A 16,540-nucleotide genomic window follows, 5' to 3' on the forward strand; every position below is an offset into this window, starting at 1 on the left:
CCTTACAACCTTTCGAAAATGCCGGCAGCGCCTTGGCCGGCGCCGACGCACATTGTCACCATGCCGTACTTGCCGCCGGTGCGGCGCAGGCCGTGGATGACCGACGCGGCACGGATGGCACCCGTGGCGCCCAGGGGGTGGCCCAGCGCGATGGCGCCGCCGTTGGGGTTGACCTTGGCGCGGTCGAGCTCGATGCCCTTGCTGTCCAGGTCGTTCAGCACAGCCAGGCTCTGCGCGGCGAAGGCTTCGTTCAGCTCCACCCAGTCCAGGTCCTTGGCGGAGATGCCAGCAGCCTTCAGCGCGGCAGGAATCGCCTCGATCGGGCCGATGCCCATGATCTCGGGCGGCACGCCGCGCACGGCGAAGGACACGAAGCGGGCCAGCGGCGTCAGGTTGTAGCGCTTGAGCGCGGCTTCGCTGACGATGATCAGGCCGCCGGAGCCGTCGGAGGTCTGCGAGCTGTTGCCGGCCGTCACGCTGCCCTTGGCGGCGAACACGGGCTTGAGCTTGGCCAGGCCTTCCAACGACGTGTCAGGGCGCGCGCCTTCGTCGAGCTTGACGGTGCGGGTCTTGATGTTGATGGTGCCATCCGCCAGGTTGGGCGTGCGCTCGATCACGTCGAAGGGCGTCATCTCGGCATCGAAGTAGCCGGCCTGCATGGCGGCCACAGCACGGCGGTGCGACTCCACCGAGAACGCGTCCTGCGCCTCGCGGCTGATCTTCCACTGCGCGGCAACCTTCTCGGCCGTCAGGCCCATGCCGTAGGCGATGCCGATGTTCTCGTCCTTCTCGAAGATCAGCGGGCTCAGGGACGGCTTGTTGCCGCCCATCGGGATCATCGACATCGACTCGACACCGCCGGCGAACATCACGTCAGCCTCGCCCACACGGATGCGGTCGGCGGCCATCTGCACGGCGGTGATGCCCGAGGCGCAGTAGCGGTTGATCGTCACGCCGCCCACGGTCGGGCCGAAGCCGGCCAGCACGGAGGCCACGCGGGCGATGTTCATGCCCTGCTCGCCTTCGGGGAAGGAGCAGCCGACGATGGCGTCTTCAATCGCCTTGGCTTCCAGGCCCGGGGCCTGGGCCAGCGCGGCCTGCATCACCTTGACGAGCATCTCGTCCGGGCGGGTGTTCTTGAAGTAGCCCCGGCCGCTCTTGCCGATGGGCAGACGGGTGGCGGCGACGATGTAGGCGTCTTGGACTTGCTTGCTCATGTTGGTTCCTTTCAAGCCTGGGGCTTTTTCTCTTTGGGCACCCAGGCCCAGACAAATTCACACTCGATCGGCTCGATGCCGGCTTCGTCGGTCACGGTCACGGCGACCGTAACCTCGCCCTTGGTTTCATTCGCCATCGCTTGGCGCTGCGCTGCCGTCAGGTGCGCCTTGGCGACCAGGCCGCCGGTAGCACGCTTGCGGAAGTTCACCTGCAGCGACTTGCACAGCGGCAGGCAGTCGTCACGCACATTCATGCCCACCACCATGCCGGTGGCGGTTTCAGCAAGCAGCGACATCGCGGCCGCATGCACACCCTTGATGTGGTTCTGCACTGGCCGCCGGTTGGCGACGCGGATCTCGCTGCGCTCGGGCGTGAGCGCGACGAAGTCCAGCGACGCCGTGCCGGTGAAGGGCACGGCGCGCCGCAACGCGAAGTTGCGCGCCGGTCCACGCAACGCAGACGGCAGGCCGTCCAACTTTGCGAGGGTGCGTTGAAGCCGGTTCACGGTGGATCTCAGTTGCGGACCGGCTTGCCGGTTTGCAGCATGCCCATGATGCGTTCCTGCGTCTTGGGGTTGTCCAGCAGCGAGCAGAAGTGCTTGCGCTCCAGGGCCATCAGGTACTCCTCGGTCACCAGCGAACCCGCCTCGACCTCGCCGCCGCAGACCACGTCGGCGATCGCCGCGGCCAGGTGGTAGTCATGGGCGCTGACGAAGCCGCCGTCACGCATGTTGGCGACCTGGCCCTTGATGGTGGCAATGCCGCTGCGGCCAGCCACCGGGAACACGGCCTTGTGCGGCGGGCGGTAGCCGGCCTCACTCATGCCCAGCGCTGTGGCGGTCGCCACGTGCAGCAGTTCGTCCTTGTGCGGAACGATGATGTCGCTGTCCAGCAGGAAGCCATTCTTCTTCGCTTCATGGGCCGACGTCGCAACCTTGGCCGTGGCCGCGGTCAGGAAGCCGTCCTTCAGGAAGGTCAGGATGTCGGCGCCGGCATTGCCGGCCGCGGCCATCTCGGCGGCGCGGCGGGCGATGTAGGTCAGGCCGCCACCGCCCGGGATCAGGCCCACGCCCACTTCCACGAGGCCCACATAGCTCTCGACGTGCGCCACGCGGCGGGCGCAGTGCACCGCCAGTTCAGCGCCGCCGCCCAGGGCCAGGCCACGCATCGCGGCCACGACCGGCACGGCGGCGTAGCGCAGGCGCAGCATCATGTCCTGCAGCTTCTTCTCTTCGGGCGCGATGCCCTTGCTGCCCATCTTCATGAAGACGGGCATCAGGCTCTCGAGGTTGGCACCGGCCGAGAACACGTCGTCCGGCGACCAGATCACGAGGCCCTTGTAGTCCGCTTCAGCGATCTCGACGGCCTTGAGCAGGCCCTCGGTCACGGCCGGGCTGATGAGGTGCAGCTTGGCGGTGATCGAGGCGATGACGACCTGGCCATCCAGCGTCCAGACGCGCACTTCGTCGTTCTTGAACAGCTCGGTGCCGCTCTTGAGCGGATCGGCCGCGCCGGTGCCGAAGAGGCTTTCGCGGAAGGCCTGGCGGCTGTAGACCGGCAGTTCACTACGCGGCTTGAACTTGGCCTCTAGAGCGCTCCAGGAGCCTTGCGCCGTGTGCACGCCACCCGCTTCGGCCACCGGGCCCTCGGTCACCCACGCGGGCAGCGGGGCGCTGGAGAGGGTCTTGCCATCGGCGATGTCGGCAGCGATCCACTCGGCGACCTGCTTCCAGCCAGCGGCCTGCCACAGCTCGAACGGGCCTTGTTGCGAACCGAAGCCCCAGCGCATCGCGAAGTCGATCTCGCGTGCGGTGTCGGCCACGGTGGCTAGGTGCACCGCGCAGTAGTGGAAGCTGTCTCGCAGGATGGCCCACAGGAACTGGGCCTGCGGGTTGCTGCTTTCGCGCAGCAGCTTGAGGCGATCCGCCGGCTGCTTCTTGAGCATGCGGGCCACGATCTCGTCGGCCTTCTTGCCGCCGGCGACGTACTCGCCCGTGGCGAAGTCCAGGCGCTGGATGTCCTTGCCGACCTTCTTGTAGAAGCCGGCACCGGTCTTCTGGCCGAGCGCGCCCTTCTGGATCAGGCCCGCGAGCACGGCCGGCGTGGCGTAAGTGCTGTAGAAGGGGTCGTCCTTCAGGTTGTCCTGCATCGTCTTGACGACGTGGGCCATGGTGTCCAGGCCCACCACGTCGGCGGTGCGGAAGGTGCCGGAGCTGGCGCGGCCGAGCTTCTTGCCGGTCAGGTCGTCCACCACGTCCACGGTGAGGCCGAACTTCTCGGCCTCGATCATCGTGGCCATCATGCCGGCGATGCCGACGCGGTTGGCCACGAAGTTGGGCGTGTCGTGGGCGCGCACGACGCTCTTGCCGAGCGAGGTGGTCACGAAGGCTTCCAGCTGGTCCAGGATCTGCGGCTGGGTCGTCGGCGTGTTGATCAGCTCCACCAGCGCCATGTAGCGCGGCGGGTTGAAGAAGTGGATGCCGCAGAAGCGCGGCTTGATGTCCTCGGGCAGCACCTCGGACAGCTTGGTGATGGACAGGCCCGACGTGTTGGACGCGACGATGGCGTGCGGAGCCACGAACGGCGCAATCTTGGTGTAGAGGTCGAGCTTCCAGTCCATGCGCTCGGCGATGGCCTCGATGACGAGGTCGCAGCCGCGCAGCAGCTCCAGGTGCTCTTCGTAGTTGGCCTGCTGGATCAACGCGGCTTCAGAAGCGTCACCCAGCGGTGCGGGCTTGAGCTTCTTCAGGCCGTCGACGGCCTTGGTCACGATGCCGTTCTTGGGGCCTTCCTTGGCGGGCAGGTCGAACAGCACGACCGGCACCTTGCAGTTGACGAGGTGGGCGGCGATCTGCGCGCCCATCACGCCGGCGCCGAGCACGGCGACCTTGCGGACTTGGAATCGACTCATTGATTTCTCCTTGGGATTTCGTTCACTCGACGCGGATCCACGTCTGCGTGCGGTAGAAGGGGCCGATGTAGCCGCGCATCTCCAGTTTCTTGCCACCGTCCACGGGCTTCAAGCGCGTGCGGTAGGTCTTGCCGTTGTTGGGGTCGAGGATCTCGCCGCCGCCCCAGATGCCGTCACCTTCAGCCTTCACGCCGCGGATGATCTGCAGGCCGACCACCGGCTGGTCCTTGCGGTCGTCCTTGCACTTGTCGCACTTGGCGTCGCCGGGGTCCTTGGGGTCGAGCAGCTTGTCGATGCTGCCAACCAGGGCGCCGCCCTGTTCGGTGATGCGCACCAGCGACTTCGCGGTCTTGCCATCGTCGTCGATGGTCTTCCACAGCCCCATCGGCGTGGCCTGCGCGAACGCAAGGCCAGGCAGCAGCAGGGCGGTGGCGATCAGGGCTTTCATCGTGTCTCCTCGTTGTGATGTGTGTCGATGAGCCCTGGGCGTCAGAACAGCGCCTCGTCCATTTCCATCAGCGGCTTCAGGCCGGCGCGGCAGGTGCGGATCAGCGTGGCCGTCTCCGGCAGCAGCTTCGCGAAGTAGAAGCGCGCCGTGGCCAGCTTGGCGGTGTAGAACGGGTCCCCCGAGTCCTTCTTGGCCAGCGCGATCTTGGCGGCCTGCGCGAAGAAATAGGCAAAGCACATGTGGCCGACCACGCGCAGGTAGTCCACCGCCGCGGCGCCGACTTCGTCGGGGTTGCCGAAGGCCTTCATGCCGATTTCCTGCGTGAGCTTGTTGACCTTGTCGCCGAGGTCGGCGAGCGGGTTCACGAACTCCTGCATGGCTTCGTTGGTGCCCTCTTCCTCGATGAAGGCAGCGATCTTCTTGCCGAACTTCTTCAGCGTGGCGCCGTTGTTGGCGAGCACCTTGCGGCCCAGCAGGTCCAGCGACTGGATGGTGTTGGTGCCTTCATAGATCATGTTGATGCGCGCATCGCGCACGAACTGCTCCATGCCCCACTCGTGGATGAAGCCGTGGCCGCCGTAGACCTGCAGGCAGTGCGAGGTGGCCAGCCAGCCGTTGTCGGTGATGAAGGCCTTGATGATGGGCGTCAGCAGCGCGACTTCGGCGTCCGCTTCCTTGCGCTCGTCCTCATCGTCGCTCTTGAGCGCCTTGTCGAGCTGCAGCACGGTGTAGCCCTGCAGCATGCGGCCACCTTCGGCGAAGGCGCGGGCGGTCAGCAGCATCTTGCGCACGTCGGGGTGCACGATGATGGGGTCGGCGGCCTTGTCCGGGGCCTTCGGGCCGGAGAGTGCGCGCATCTGCAGGCGGTCCTTGGCGTAGGCCACGGCGTTCTGGTAGGCCACTTCGGTCAGGCCCAGCGACTGGTTGCCCACGCCCAGGCGGGCGGCGTTCATCATCACGAACATCGCGGCCAGGCCCTTGTTGGGCTCGCCGACCATCGTGCCGGTCGCGCCTTCCAGCACGATCTGTGCGGTGGCGTTGCCGTGGATGCCCATCTTGTGCTCCAGGCCCGCGCAGAAGATCGGGTTGCGGCCGCCGAGGCTGCCGTCGGCGTTCACATGGAACTTGGGCACGATGAAGAGCGAGATGCCCTTGGAGCCCGCGGGGGCGTCCGGCAGGCGGGCCAGCACCAGGTGGACGATGTTGTCGGCCAGGTCGTGCTCGCCGGCCGAGATGAAGATCTTCGCGCCGGTGATCTTGTAGGTGCCGTCGGGTTGCGGCTCGGCCTTGGTGCGCAGCAGGCCCAGGTCGGTGCCGCAGTGCGGCTCGGTCAGGCACATGGTGCCGGTCCACTCGCCACTGGTCAGCTTGGGCAGGTAGAGCGCCTTCTGCTCGGGCGTGCCGTGGGCATGCAGGGCCTCGTAGGCGCCATGGCTCAGGCCCGGATACATCGTCCAGGCCTGGTTGGCCGAGTTCAGCATCTCGTAGAAGAACTGGTTCACCGTGTGCGGCAGGCCCTGGCCGCCGTAGGTGGGATCGCAGGAGAGTGCCGGCCAGCCGCCTTCGACGTACTGCTTGTAGGCTTCCTTGAAGCCCTTGGGCGCCTTCACCTCGTGGGTGGCCTTGTCGAGGGTGCAGCCCTCGGCATCGCCGCTCAGGTTGATGGGGGCAATGACTTCGGCAGCGAACTTGCCGCCTTCCTCGAGCACCGCATTGATCGTGTCGGCATCGATGTCCTCGTGGCCGGGCAACATCTTCAGTTCGTCGACGACGTTCAGCAGCTCGTGCATGACGAACTGCATGTCACGCATGGGCGGGGTGTACTGGGGCATCGGTTACTCCTGGGACTACGGTGGGGTGGTGAATCGGTCAGCGCCGTGCGGCGCCGGTCTTGGATGGGGAACGGTTGCGATCAACCTCCAGCCCCTGCGGCGTGGCATAGAACTGGATGGTTCGCTCGAAACCGTTGCCGGCGCGTGACAGGGCGCCGGGGATGCGCATGAAGCGCGCGTCGTGATGCAGGGACAGGATCAGCCCATGCAGCTCGAAGACGATCTGGTCAACGTCGGCGTCGGCCCGCAGATGGCCTTCCTGCACCGACAGGACGATGGCCTTGTGCAGCGCGTCATGCCAGGCCTTGACCATGCCGACCAGCGCATCACGCACCGGGCCCGGCCGGTCGTCGAACTCGACGGCGCCGCTGATGTAGATGCAGCCCGAGTCCACCTCGACCGACACGCGGCGCACCCAGCGCTCGAACATCGCACGCAGGCGCGGCAGGCCCCGCGGCTCGCGGATGGCGGTGAAGAAGACTTCTTCCTCGAACTTGGCGTGGTATTCGGTCACCACGGCGATCTGCAGTTCCTCGCGCGAGCCGAAGTGGGCGAAAACGCCGGACTTGCTCATGCCCGTCACATCAGCCAGCGCACCGATGGACAGGCCCTCCAGGCCCATGTGCGAAGCCAGGCCGAGCGCGGCTTCGAGGATGGCGGCCCGCGTTTGCTGGCCCTTTTGCAGCGAGCGCGCCACGCGAGCCGGCTTGGCGGCGCGCAGCGGGGCGGCTTTCTTGAGGGTGTCGGTCAGCGTGCTCACACGGGCAGGAATAAAACGAACGATCGTTCTATTTTGCAGGTCACGCCCGTGACAGCGCCAGCTTGGTCCGAGTAAATCCTAGGGTGATGTGCCTAAAACTGCCACGAACCTAGGGATGACCCGGGGTCGCCCCGCTTGTCATGACCCCGCGCTTGAGCCCTGGCCCGGTTCTCGCTAGGCTCCTGGGAGGAGGTGTGCTCTGTGGATGTGCTCCAACTCGATGTCTCCGGCCGGCCCCAGGCCTGGATCACCACGCGCGAAGCGGCCGTGATCTACGCCAGCGATGGGGTGGCGTGGACGCTCGGCGACCCCTGCCAGGTGCTGCGGGGTGGCCTGCAACGTGTGTCGGGGCAGCAGTCCCGCATTGAGGTGCACCCCATCATCGCGGTGCGCGGCGCGGTGCCCAGCCGCGCATGGCGGCAGGCGCCCGCGCTCACCAACAGCAAGTTGTTCGTGCGCGATCGCTTCGTGTGCGCCTACTGCGGCCACCGCTACCTGCCCGAAGACCTCACCCGCGAACACATCCAGCCCACCTCCCGCGGCGGCCAGGACAGCTGGATGAACTGCATCACCGCCTGCAAGTCCTGCAACGGCCGCAAGGGCAACCGGATGCCTGAGGAGGCCCACATGAGCCTGCTCTACCTACCCTACGTGCCCAGCCTGCATGAAGACATGATCCTGCGCGGACGCCGCATCCTGGCCGACCAGATGGACTTCCTGCTGGCCAGCGTGCCGCGCACCTCGCGTTTGCACGGTTGACACCTCCGTCGTAAATACTTGCAGCGGGCGGCGCCAAGCCGTCAACCCGAGGACAATTCGACACGTTGGGCATGTGCTTTGCCCTAGGAGATTCGAATGTCCAAGCTCATGACTTCCCTCACCCTGGTCGCCGCCCTGGCGCTGTCGGCCTGCTCCACCACCAGCCCTGACGTGGTCCAACGCGGTGATGCGCAGCGGCTGTCTCAGGTGCAGGACGCGACCGTGCTGTCGTCCCGCCCGGTGGTGGTGGATGGCTCGCAGAGCGGCATCGGCGGCGTCGCCGGTGGCGTGACCGGCGCGATCGCCGGCAGCTCGGTTGGCGGGCGCCGCGAAGGCCAGGTGGTCGGCGTGCTGGGCGCCGTGGCGGGTGCCGTGATCGGCAACGCCATCGAGCGCAGCGCCACCCGCGAGGATGCCCTGGAGATCATCGTCCAGCTGCGCAACGGCGAGCGTCGCGCCATCATCCAGGCCAAGGGCAACGAGAGCTTCAACAGCGGCGACCCCGTCGTGCTGGTCACCACGGGCGGCAAGACCCGCGTGACGCGCGCGCCGGCCGTCACGGCTCCGGCGCCCGCTCCGGCGTCGAACAGCTGATTTTTCAGCCTCCGAGCGCCTGCCGCACGCTGACCAGCGACTGCTGCAGGCGCTCCACGACCTGGGACGGCCCACACGCCGACAATGCCAGCTCGTGTGTGGCACGCGTCATGCCCACGTAAAGCAAACGCGCCGCGTCTTCCAGCGACTCGTCTTTCATCGGCAGCGCCTGCAGCCCGACCACCTGCACGGCCGCAAACTCCAGACCCTTGGCGCTGTGAAGCGTCATCAGCTTCACGCTGGGTGATTGCCAATCAAAGGCACGCGCGGCGCGGCTGCCCATGGATTGCACGGGCACTCGACGGCGCAGTAGTTCCCGCTCGATGGGCTGGAGCATGTATTTCGTGCGTGCCAGCACCCCAATGTCGGAAGGGTCGCGACCCTGCTCGAGCCAAGAGATCACGCGGTCCGCCACGCTCAGAACTTCCTCGCGCACATCGCCCACCCGTTGCAGCACGGGCATGGCACCGCGGCGTCCGGCCGTCGCTGGCTGAACCAACGGAATGGCGCCCTCCACAGCCGTACCGTCGCTTGGCGCCTGCAACAAACCTTGCGCAAAGTGCACCGCCAAACTGAGCACCTCGGCGGTGTTTCGGTAGTTCAACTTCAGGATGCTGGTGCGCCCCTTGGCCTGGATGTCGACACTGGCCAGGCTGAACTGGCGGCGGCGGCGTTGGTAGATGCTCTGCGCGTCGTCGTAGAGCACCAGTAGGCTGTGAGTGGCCGGGTCCACGAGGCGCACGGCCATGCGGAGCCAGTCGTCCTCGAAATCGTGAGCCTCGTCGACCAGCAGCGCCGTGTACTGCCCTCTCGGTACGAAACCCGAGGCCAAGGCACGGTCCACCGCGAGGACCAGCTCCTGAAAATACTGCGGCGAATTTGCCGGGGCGGGCACGTCCAGCTGGTAACTCCTGACCACATCCTGGCACCAGCCATGGAAGGTGGACACCTGCACTCGCTCGTCGACACCGCGCTGGCGCAACTGCGCCTCGATCCGGTCAGCCAAAGAGCGGTTGAAGCACAGGACCAGCACCGGCCGATCGGGGCGAGCGGCTTGCGCCAGATGCTGGGCCCGGTAGATCAGGATCATGGTCTTGCCCGATCCCGCCACACCGTGGATGACGCGATGCCCCTCGCCCAGCGTGCGGGCAATCTGCTCTTGCTGCAGGTCCATCACCTCCAGCAAGTCTGGCAGCGCGATGCCCCCGGGCTCGTCCGACAGATCGAGCGCGGACTGGGCACCCATGCGCAGCTCAGGGAAAAGATGCCATCGAATACGGTCCCGCTGCGGCAGGCTCAACGTGTGCGGGTAGGCGACCGTGAACATGCGACCCAGGCGCTCGCCAAACGCCTGAGCCTCCATCGACTCTGACAGCTCATCCCTCAACAGGCACTGATGCTCGGGGAACAGCTCCCGGAAATCCGTCCCGGCCACATCTGCTGCCGTCAGGTGCGAGAAGACCACGCCCCATCCATAAGGAAAGATCAACTTCCCTCGGAACGGCCCGCTGCCGTGGACAAGCATGGGATCGGCCTGCATGAGTTGGGCGAGCTCCATCGCATAGTCCCGCGCCTGCCGCAGCGGATTGGCCTCCGTGACTGGCCCGCGCGCGGTCAGCAGGCTCACGCTGTCGCGGGTGGCACGGGCCAGTGTGCCCCTCTTCCAGTCCTTCACCTCCAGCAGGAGCACACCCTGGCGCGGCCCCAGCACGACGAAATCAGGCTGTCTCGCACGCGGGCCGAGAGGCACGTTGTGCCAAATGAGGTGGTCGTCACCCAGGCAGCGCCGCAGCTGATGCAGCACCCGGCGCTCGCCCGCGTTGCAGCGCTGATCGACGTTGGTGAGCCCTTGCGGAAAAATCGCCATGCCTGCCCCTGTGAATTGTCGTTAGCGGCAGAACCTATTGGAGCAGCAATGGCCGCGCGCATGACACCATCCCCTGGCCCTCGCGCCCAACCCGGCCACAATCACGGGCTTTGCTCACTGCTACGCCGATGTCTGCTCCCGACGACGAACCTCTGCATGAAGCGCGCCTGTGGCGCGACAACGGCTGGACCGCCCAGGTCATCAAGAACGAAGACGATGAAGGCTGGGCGGTCGCCATGTACAAGGCGGGCGAGAGCGAGCCGGCGCTGGTGGGCCCGTGGACGATGGGGCGGGACAAGAAGAACCCCAAGCCGCTGGATGTCAATGCCTTCAACACGCTCGTGAAAACGGCTTCCGAGGTCATCCGCCGCCACGAGCAGCAGCTACACGCCCAGCTGAACAAGGCGCTCTACGTCGCGCGCGATGGCCAGTGGACGAAAGTATCGCTGGAGATCGTGCCCGCAGAGGACGACCCCTACGCCTGGCTCCGCGCCCACGATGCGGCAGGCGAGCAACTGGCCCAGGTCAAGGTGGCTGCGAACTTCCGCCTCAGCCAGAGCGCTGCGGAGCAGTGGGTGGACGCCGGCTTCGAGCGGCCAGCCGGGCGCGACTGACTCAGCCCAGCTCGACGATCTCCAGCGCCGCGGTGTCACGCGGCAGCGTGATCAGGCACCGCCCATCCGGCGCCATCACCACACTCTCGCCAAAGCCCTGCGGCCCCGGCAGGTTCAGGCCCTCGGCCCAGTTGCTCTGCAACACCCAGGCACCGAGCTCGACGGCCATACGGCGGGCGCCTGCGCGGTAAGCCGCGCACAGTGCCGCCTGTTCGGCGTCGGACTCCCCGATGTAGCTCGGCCAGAAGATCAGCCGCGGCCCCTCGTCCGGCGCCGCCTGCAGTTCGTGCCGCAATGCATCGCCGTCCAGCATCTCCCGGCACAGCACCGACGTCACTTGACAGCCGGCCAGGCGAAACCAGCCCCGCGCACTCCCCGGAGCGAACAAGCTGGCCTCGCTCGGCGTCAGCCCGCGCTTGTGCACGCGGCCGACCTCCTGCCCGTCCGCATCGATGTACACATGGCTGTTGAACACACGGCCCTGCGGCGTGAGCGTCGGCAGCCCGACAGCCGCGGCCAGCCCCAGGCGTGCACAGGTCGCACGCAGTTGCGCCTCGGCCTCGGCCAGCGCCGCTGCGTCCAGCAGGTCCGGCAGGCGCCGATGAAAGCCGGTAAGCGCAAGCTCAGTGCAGGCACAGCCCTCGGCACCCGCAGCCGCTGCGGCCTCCAGCGCGGCGAGGGTTTCGGCGAGATTGCCCGCCAGCGTCCAGTGCATGCGCGGCTGGGCGATCGCCCAGCGGCGCCGCGTCACGCCGCGATCTCGAACGTCAGCCCGGCCCGTGCATGCAGCCGCCGCACCAGGGCCAGGCCCATCGCGCTGCCCGGAGTCCAGACGCCTCCGGGCGTGGCGGAGCGATCCACGTCTCGCAGCAGGCACAGCGCCGCCTCGCTGATGAGTTTGCAGGTCGAGCCATAGCCGGGGTCGCGGTCGCCCTTGACGACGGCGCGCAGCATCCGGCCGTCCGCCGCCTTGCCGCTGAACCACACCTCGTAGCGCCCCGCCTCGCGCGCTGCGGCATTCGGGCCATCGCCCGGCTGCGTGAGCACGAAGCGCCGCAGCAGCGCGCGCGTCGGCGTGAAGCCCAAGGCCAGGTTCTGCAGCTTGGTGAAACGCGCCAGCGCGAGCGCCTTCTTGCGGCCCTTGTCGCCCTGCCCGGGTTTGCCGGTCAACATCTTCTCGCTGTAGACGAAGCCCTCGCCCCAGGGATGGCCGCGCAGCGCATTGCTGCGATGGACGTTCTTGGTGTTGATGGTGGCCATCACGAAGGGGCCGGTCCAGGCGTCGGCCCAGTCGTCGAAGTCGGCGCCCTGGTCGTGCGGCTGTTTCGGCCCCTTGAAGCCGCCGGCCAGCGAGAACGGGTTGACCATCACCTTGGCCAACGCCGGCTCACGCCGGATGGCCTCGATGGTCTCCATCATGCTGGCCAGCGTGCCGCCCGAAGCCCCGCCCTTGAGTCGCGCGACGCGGCCGCGCACCTCGGGCAGCGGCGCACCGAAACGCGCCTGCGCCTCGGCCTGCAGGTAGACCACGCCCAGGTCGAAGGGGATGGAGTCGAAGCCGCAGGAGAACACGATGCGCGCGCCGCTGCGCTGCGCCAGCGGCGTGAGCTGCGTCGTCATGCGCGCCATCCACAGCGGCTCGCCGCAGAGGTCCACATAGTCGGTGCCGCCCTCGGCACAGGCCGTGGCCAGGGGCTCGCCGTGCAGTTGATACGGCCCGACCGTCGTGATGACGACCCGGGTGCGAGCCACCAGCGCCTTCAGCGCCGCGGGGTCTGCCGCGTCGGCCTTGAGCAGCGCGACTGACGGCGGCAGGTGCAAGGCGTCGCGCACCTGCCCGAGCTTGTCGAGGTTGCGCCCGGCAATCGCCCAGCGCGCGCCGTCGGCGCCGCTCAGGTGCAAATACTCGGCCACCAGCCGCCCGGTAAAGCCGGTGGCGCCGAACACGATGACATCGAACTCACGGGTGTCGCGGCTCATTCGCTGCGGCCTTTCATTGCCAGCCAGTCGCTGCGCAGCAGGCTCAGCGAATGGCAATCCACATACTCGCCAGCCACGAACACGATGCCGCGCTGGACGCCCTCGTGCTTGAAGCCGCATTTCTCGGCCACGCGCCGCGACGCATGGTTGTGCACGGACATGCCGCACGACAACCGGTTCACCGGCCAGTTCTCGAACAGGTAATCGACCAGCAGACTCGCCGCCTCGGTGGCCAGCCCCTGGCCGCGCATGGCCACGTCGGCCAGCGTCCAGCCGATCTCGCGTGCCGTGGTGTAGCGGGCGGCTGTGAAGTGCATGACGTCACCGATGACGCTGCCATCCAGCAGGTGGCAGATCAGCAGGCGCTCGGCGTCCTCGCCCGAGAAACCGTTGTCCTTCCAACGCTGCTCCACGGTGTGCGGCGTCATCATGCGCGTGCCCATGAAGGGGCCGCGAATCTGCGGGTCGCCGGTGGTGCGCTTGAGCCAAGGCAGGTCGTCCTCGGTCACGTGGCGCAGGCCGACGCGTTGTCCTCTGAGCATGGTGTCGGTCCCTGAACAAAAAAGCCCGGCCGAAGCCGGGCCGCAACGAGAGTGTGCCTCGTCAGAAGTGAATACCCCGCATCATCTGCTGCAGTGCGATGGCCTCGGGCGACAGGCCGCCCTTGCCCTTCTCGCCCTTGGCCGCATCGCTGTCGGGGAACATGCGGAAGCTGGTGTTCATGACGATCTGCGCGATGCGCGGCGCCGCCGCGTGCAGCAACTCGCCCGAAATGCCCAGGCGGGTCGCGATGCGCACCGGCTTGTTGATGCAGGCCTCGGCGATCATGTCGGCCGCCTCTTCGGGCGACAGCGTCGGCACGTTGTTGTAGATCTTGGTGGGCGCGATCATCGGCGTGCGCACCAGCGGCATGTTGATGGTGGTGAAGGTGATGCCGGTGTCGGCGAACTCGCTGGACGCGCAGCGCGTCCAGGCATCCAGCGCGGCCTTGGAGGCCACATAGGCCGAGAACCGCGGCGCGTTCGTGAGCACGCCGATGGAGCTGATGTTCACCACATGCCCACGCCGCTTGGCCGCCATGCCGGGCAGCAAACCCATGGTCACGCGCAGGCAGCCGAAGTAGTTCAGCTGCATGGTGCGCTCGAAGTCGTGGAAGCGGTCGTAGCTGCTCTCGATGGCGCGGCGGATGGAGCGGCCGGCGTTGTTGATCAGGAAGTCCACGCCGCCGAAGTTGGTCGTGCACCACTCGATGAGCGACGCGCAACCCTCTTCGTCGGCGATGTCGCAGGCGAAGGCATGGATCTGGGCCTGCTTGCCGGCCTTTTCCTTGATCTCCTTCACGGCCTCATCGAGCTTGACCTGATCACGCGCACAGATGAGGGTGATCGCGCCGGCCTCGGCGAACTTGATCGCGGCCGCCAGGCCGATGCCCGAGGAGCCGCCCGTCACCAGCACCACCTTGCCGCCGGTCGCGCCCTTGAGCGAGCGGTCGATGAAGAGCGCCGGGTCGAGATGACGCTCCCAGTAGTCCCACAGCCGCCAGGCGTAGTCCTTCAGGTCGGGGCAGGCGATGCCGCTGCCCTTGAGCATGGCCTCGGTGTCGCGACAGTCGAAGCGCGTGGGGTAGTTGATGAAGGTGAACATGTCCTCGGGCAGGCCGAGGTCCTTCATGACGGCGTTGCGGATGCGGCGCACCGGCGCCAGCGCCATCAGGCCCTTCTTGACGCTCTTGGGGATGAAGCCCATCAACGCCGCGTTGATGAAGAGGTTCATCTTGGGCGCATGCGCCGCCTTGCTGAAGATGTCCAGCACATCGCCAACGCGGTAGCCCTTGGGGTCGACGAGGTGGTAGCAGCCCTGACCCTTGCTGACCTTGTGGGAGATGTGGTCGAGCGCGTCGACGACGAAGTCCACCGGCACGATGTTGATCCGGCCGCCCTCCAGCCCGACGCTGGGCATCCAGGGCGGCAGGATCTGGCGCATGCGCTGGATCAGCTTGAAGAAGTAGTAAGGCCCGTCGATCTTGTCCATCTCGCCGGTGGTGGAGTCGCCCACCACCATCGCGGGGCGGTACACCGTCCAGGGCCGCTTGCACTCCTTGCGAACGATCTTCTCGCTCTCGTGCTTGGTCAGGAAGTAGGGGTGATCGAGGTTCTCGGCTTCGTCGAACATGTCCTCGCGGAACACGCCTTCATACAGGCCCGCGGCGGCGATGGAGCTGACGTGGTGCACATGGCCGGCATCGATGGCCTGCGCGAACTCCACCATGCTGCGCGTGCCTTCGATGTTGACGGCAGTCTGCGCTTCCTCGTCGGCGCTCAGGTCATAGACCGCGGCGAGGTGGTAGAGATGATCGATCTGGCCCTTGAGGCTCTTGATGACGTCAGTCGCCACACCGAGCTTCTTGCTCGTGAGGTCGCCGTAGACCGGGATCGCGCGCGTCTTGCCCACGCCCCAGTAGGCGAGCAGATCGGGCAGCTTGGCGGCGCTTTCCTCGCGCATCAGGAAGTAGACCGTGCTGCCGCGGCGGGCCAGCAGCTTCTTGACGAGTCGCTTGCCGATGAAGCCGGTCGCGCCGGTGACGAAATACTGCATGCGGGTCTCCTGCTTGTCGAAGTTGTCGGGCCGATTCTTCACCACGGCGCATGACGATCCGCTGCGCACTTTCCCGGGTCGGCCGGCGCCCCATCGTAGAGCGCACTCACTAGGATTGAACGCGCCATCACGGGGCTGCGCCGCTACAGTCCCACCGGCAATTCGCTCAACTGCAAGGACACCCCACATGGTCAAGAAGCTCCAGAAGATGGCTGACAAGAAGAAGGCTGCAGCAGCCACCCCCTTCCCCGCCGGCCTGCTCGACAGCGACATGGCCAAGAACGTCAAGGACAGCGCCCAGCAGATCTGGGCCGCCGGTCTCGCCTCCTTCGCCAAGGCCCAGGGCGAAGGCTCCAAGGTCTTCGAGGCCCTCGTCTCGGAAGGACTCAAGTTGCAGAAGAAGACCCAATCCGCCGCTGAAGAGAAGCTCAGCGCCGTCGCCAGCAAGGTCAGCGGCATGGCCGGTGACGTCGGCTCCAAGGCCGGCCAGCACTGGGACAAGCTCGAAACCATCTTCGAGCAACGCGTGGCCAAGGCACTCAAGAGCCTGGGCGTGCCCTCGGCCGGCGACGTCGAGAGCCTGATCAAGCGCATCGACGCCCTGGCCGTGTCGGCCGGCCTGAAGAAGGCCACGCCCGCCAAGGCGGCCAAGAAGGCCGTCGTCAAGAAGGCCGCTGCCGTGAAGAAGGCCGTCGCCAAGAAGGCGCCTGCTGCCAAGAAGGCGGTGGTGAAGGCCGCCGCGCCGGTGAAGGCTGCCGTGAAGACGGCGGCCAAGACCGTCGCCAAGAAGGCCGCGCCGGCCAAGAAGGCGCCGGCTGCCAAGGCGGCGGCGACGCCGGCCAAGAAGGCGGCCCCCGCCAAGAAGGCCCCGGCCGCCAAGAAGGTCGCCGCTCCCGCGCCGGCCCCGGCCGCTGCCGAGAAGCCGGCCCAGGCCTGAACCGCGCCTGACTGACCTTTCTGCAC

At 67.0% G+C, this 16,540-nt stretch carries 15 protein-coding genes; 4 read left to right on the forward strand and 11 right to left on the reverse strand.

What is annotated here, in order from left to right:
• Positions 1-2: 2 nt before the first annotated feature.
• The 6 genes from CDO81_RS06700 to CDO81_RS06725 are packed head-to-tail and all read right to left on the reverse strand — an operon-like array spanning position 3 to position 7,159.
• On the reverse strand, positions 3-1,217 hold the full coding sequence (locus tag CDO81_RS06700) for an acetyl-CoA C-acyltransferase (RefSeq protein WP_088482309.1): 1,215 nt from the start codon (positions 1,215-1,217) through the stop codon (positions 3-5).
• A gap of 11 nt (positions 1,218-1,228) precedes the next feature.
• Entirely contained in the window at positions 1,229-1,723 is a 495-nt protein-coding gene (locus CDO81_RS06705; RefSeq protein ID WP_241516869.1) for a DUF4442 domain-containing protein, read from the reverse strand.
• Positions 1,724-1,731: 8 nt separating this feature from the next.
• On the reverse strand, positions 1,732-4,128 hold the full coding sequence (locus tag CDO81_RS06710; RefSeq protein WP_088482311.1) for a 3-hydroxyacyl-CoA dehydrogenase NAD-binding domain-containing protein: 2,397 nt from the start codon (positions 4,126-4,128) through the stop codon (positions 1,732-1,734).
• Positions 4,129-4,150: 22 nt separating this feature from the next.
• Positions 4,151-4,576: a DUF2147 domain-containing protein gene (locus CDO81_RS06715; protein ID WP_088482312.1), complete on the reverse strand. Its 426-nt coding sequence runs from the start codon at positions 4,574-4,576 to the stop codon at positions 4,151-4,153.
• A 41-nt stretch (positions 4,577-4,617) separates the two neighbouring features.
• Complete coding sequence (locus tag CDO81_RS06720; protein ID WP_088482313.1) at positions 4,618-6,408, reverse strand: acyl-CoA dehydrogenase C-terminal domain-containing protein; 1,791 nt, start codon at positions 6,406-6,408, stop codon at positions 4,618-4,620.
• 37 nt (positions 6,409-6,445) lie between these two features.
• Positions 6,446-7,159, reverse strand: coding sequence for a TetR/AcrR family transcriptional regulator (locus CDO81_RS06725; RefSeq protein WP_241516900.1), 714 nt, complete (start codon positions 7,157-7,159; stop codon positions 6,446-6,448).
• Positions 7,160-7,369: 210 nt separating this feature from the next.
• On the opposite strand from CDO81_RS06725, the gene CDO81_RS06730 reads away from it, so the two are divergent.
• The gene (locus tag CDO81_RS06730) at positions 7,370-7,927 is read left to right on the forward strand and encodes an HNH endonuclease (protein ID WP_088482314.1); all 558 of its coding nucleotides are present in this window, start codon (positions 7,370-7,372) and stop codon (positions 7,925-7,927) included.
• Between the two features lie 96 nt (positions 7,928-8,023).
• Positions 8,024-8,521: an outer membrane lipoprotein gene (locus tag CDO81_RS06735; RefSeq protein WP_144397154.1), complete on the forward strand. Its 498-nt coding sequence runs from the start codon at positions 8,024-8,026 to the stop codon at positions 8,519-8,521.
• 4 nt (positions 8,522-8,525) lie between these two features.
• Here the strand turns inward: CDO81_RS06735 and CDO81_RS06740 are convergent, their stop codons facing one another.
• Entirely contained in the window at positions 8,526-10,388 is a 1,863-nt protein-coding gene (locus CDO81_RS06740) for a DEAD/DEAH box helicase (protein WP_088482315.1), read from the reverse strand.
• Between the two features lie 128 nt (positions 10,389-10,516).
• On the opposite strand from CDO81_RS06740, the gene CDO81_RS06745 reads away from it, so the two are divergent.
• Positions 10,517-11,002 carry a hypothetical protein gene (locus CDO81_RS06745; RefSeq protein WP_088482316.1) on the forward strand — a complete coding sequence of 162 codons (486 nt, stop codon included), beginning with the start codon at positions 10,517-10,519 and terminating at the stop codon, positions 11,000-11,002.
• A 1-nt stretch (position 11,003) separates the two neighbouring features.
• Here the strand turns inward: CDO81_RS06745 and CDO81_RS06750 are convergent, their stop codons facing one another.
• From CDO81_RS06750 to CDO81_RS06765, 4 genes are all read right to left on the reverse strand, one after another.
• Positions 11,004-11,753, reverse strand: coding sequence for a nitrilase-related carbon-nitrogen hydrolase (locus tag CDO81_RS06750; RefSeq protein WP_088482317.1), 750 nt, complete (start codon positions 11,751-11,753; stop codon positions 11,004-11,006).
• Positions 11,750-12,982 carry a saccharopine dehydrogenase family protein gene (locus tag CDO81_RS06755; RefSeq protein WP_088482318.1) on the reverse strand — a complete coding sequence of 411 codons (1,233 nt, stop codon included), beginning with the start codon at positions 12,980-12,982 and terminating at the stop codon, positions 11,750-11,752. Before CDO81_RS06755 ends, CDO81_RS06750 begins: the two co-directional genes overlap by 4 nt.
• Positions 12,979-13,524: a GNAT family N-acetyltransferase gene (locus CDO81_RS06760; RefSeq protein ID WP_088482319.1), complete on the reverse strand. Its 546-nt coding sequence runs from the start codon at positions 13,522-13,524 to the stop codon at positions 12,979-12,981. The genes CDO81_RS06755 and CDO81_RS06760 overlap by 4 nt, the downstream gene beginning before the upstream one ends.
• Positions 13,525-13,585: 61 nt before the next feature.
• On the reverse strand, positions 13,586-15,577 hold the full coding sequence (locus tag CDO81_RS06765) for an SDR family oxidoreductase (protein ID WP_088482478.1): 1,992 nt from the start codon (positions 15,575-15,577) through the stop codon (positions 13,586-13,588).
• A gap of 187 nt (positions 15,578-15,764) precedes the next feature.
• On the opposite strand from CDO81_RS06765, the gene CDO81_RS06770 reads away from it, so the two are divergent.
• On the forward strand, positions 15,765-16,514 hold the full coding sequence (locus CDO81_RS06770; protein WP_088482320.1) for a phasin family protein: 750 nt from the start codon (positions 15,765-15,767) through the stop codon (positions 16,512-16,514).
• The last annotated feature ends 26 nt before the right edge of the window (positions 16,515-16,540 follow it).

This window comes from Roseateles puraquae, assembly GCF_002205845.1.
Taxonomy (GTDB): domain Bacteria; phylum Pseudomonadota; class Gammaproteobacteria; order Burkholderiales; family Burkholderiaceae_C; genus Pelomonas; species Pelomonas puraquae.

What these genes read in the sequence shown, in the direction of transcription:
- CDO81_RS06720 (WP_088482313.1), bottom strand. Translation starts at nt 6,408, where the DNA reads ATGCCCCAGTACACCCCGCCCATGCGTGACATGCAGTTCGTCATGCAC.
- CDO81_RS06745 (WP_088482316.1), top strand. Translation starts at nt 10,517, where the DNA reads ATGTCTGCTCCCGACGACGAACCTCTGCATGAAGCGCGCCTGTGGCGC.
- CDO81_RS06760 (WP_088482319.1), bottom strand. Translation starts at nt 13,524, where the DNA reads ATGCTCAGAGGACAACGCGTCGGCCTGCGCCACGTGACCGAGGACGAC.
- CDO81_RS06740 (WP_088482315.1), bottom strand. Translation starts at nt 10,388, where the DNA reads ATGGCGATTTTTCCGCAAGGGCTCACCAACGTCGATCAGCGCTGCAAC.
- CDO81_RS06755 (WP_088482318.1), bottom strand. Translation starts at nt 12,982, where the DNA reads ATGAGCCGCGACACCCGTGAGTTCGATGTCATCGTGTTCGGCGCCACC.
- CDO81_RS06710 (WP_088482311.1), bottom strand. Translation starts at nt 4,128, where the DNA reads ATGAGTCGATTCCAAGTCCGCAAGGTCGCCGTGCTCGGCGCCGGCGTG.
- CDO81_RS06715 (WP_088482312.1), bottom strand. Translation starts at nt 4,576, where the DNA reads ATGAAAGCCCTGATCGCCACCGCCCTGCTGCTGCCTGGCCTTGCGTTC.
- CDO81_RS06770 (WP_088482320.1), top strand. Translation starts at nt 15,765, where the DNA reads ATGGTCAAGAAGCTCCAGAAGATGGCTGACAAGAAGAAGGCTGCAGCA.
- CDO81_RS06765 (WP_088482478.1), bottom strand. Translation starts at nt 15,577, where the DNA reads ATGCAGTATTTCGTCACCGGCGCGACCGGCTTCATCGGCAAGCGACTC.
- CDO81_RS06735 (WP_144397154.1), top strand. Translation starts at nt 8,024, where the DNA reads ATGTCCAAGCTCATGACTTCCCTCACCCTGGTCGCCGCCCTGGCGCTG.
- CDO81_RS06700 (WP_088482309.1), bottom strand. Translation starts at nt 1,217, where the DNA reads ATGAGCAAGCAAGTCCAAGACGCCTACATCGTCGCCGCCACCCGTCTG.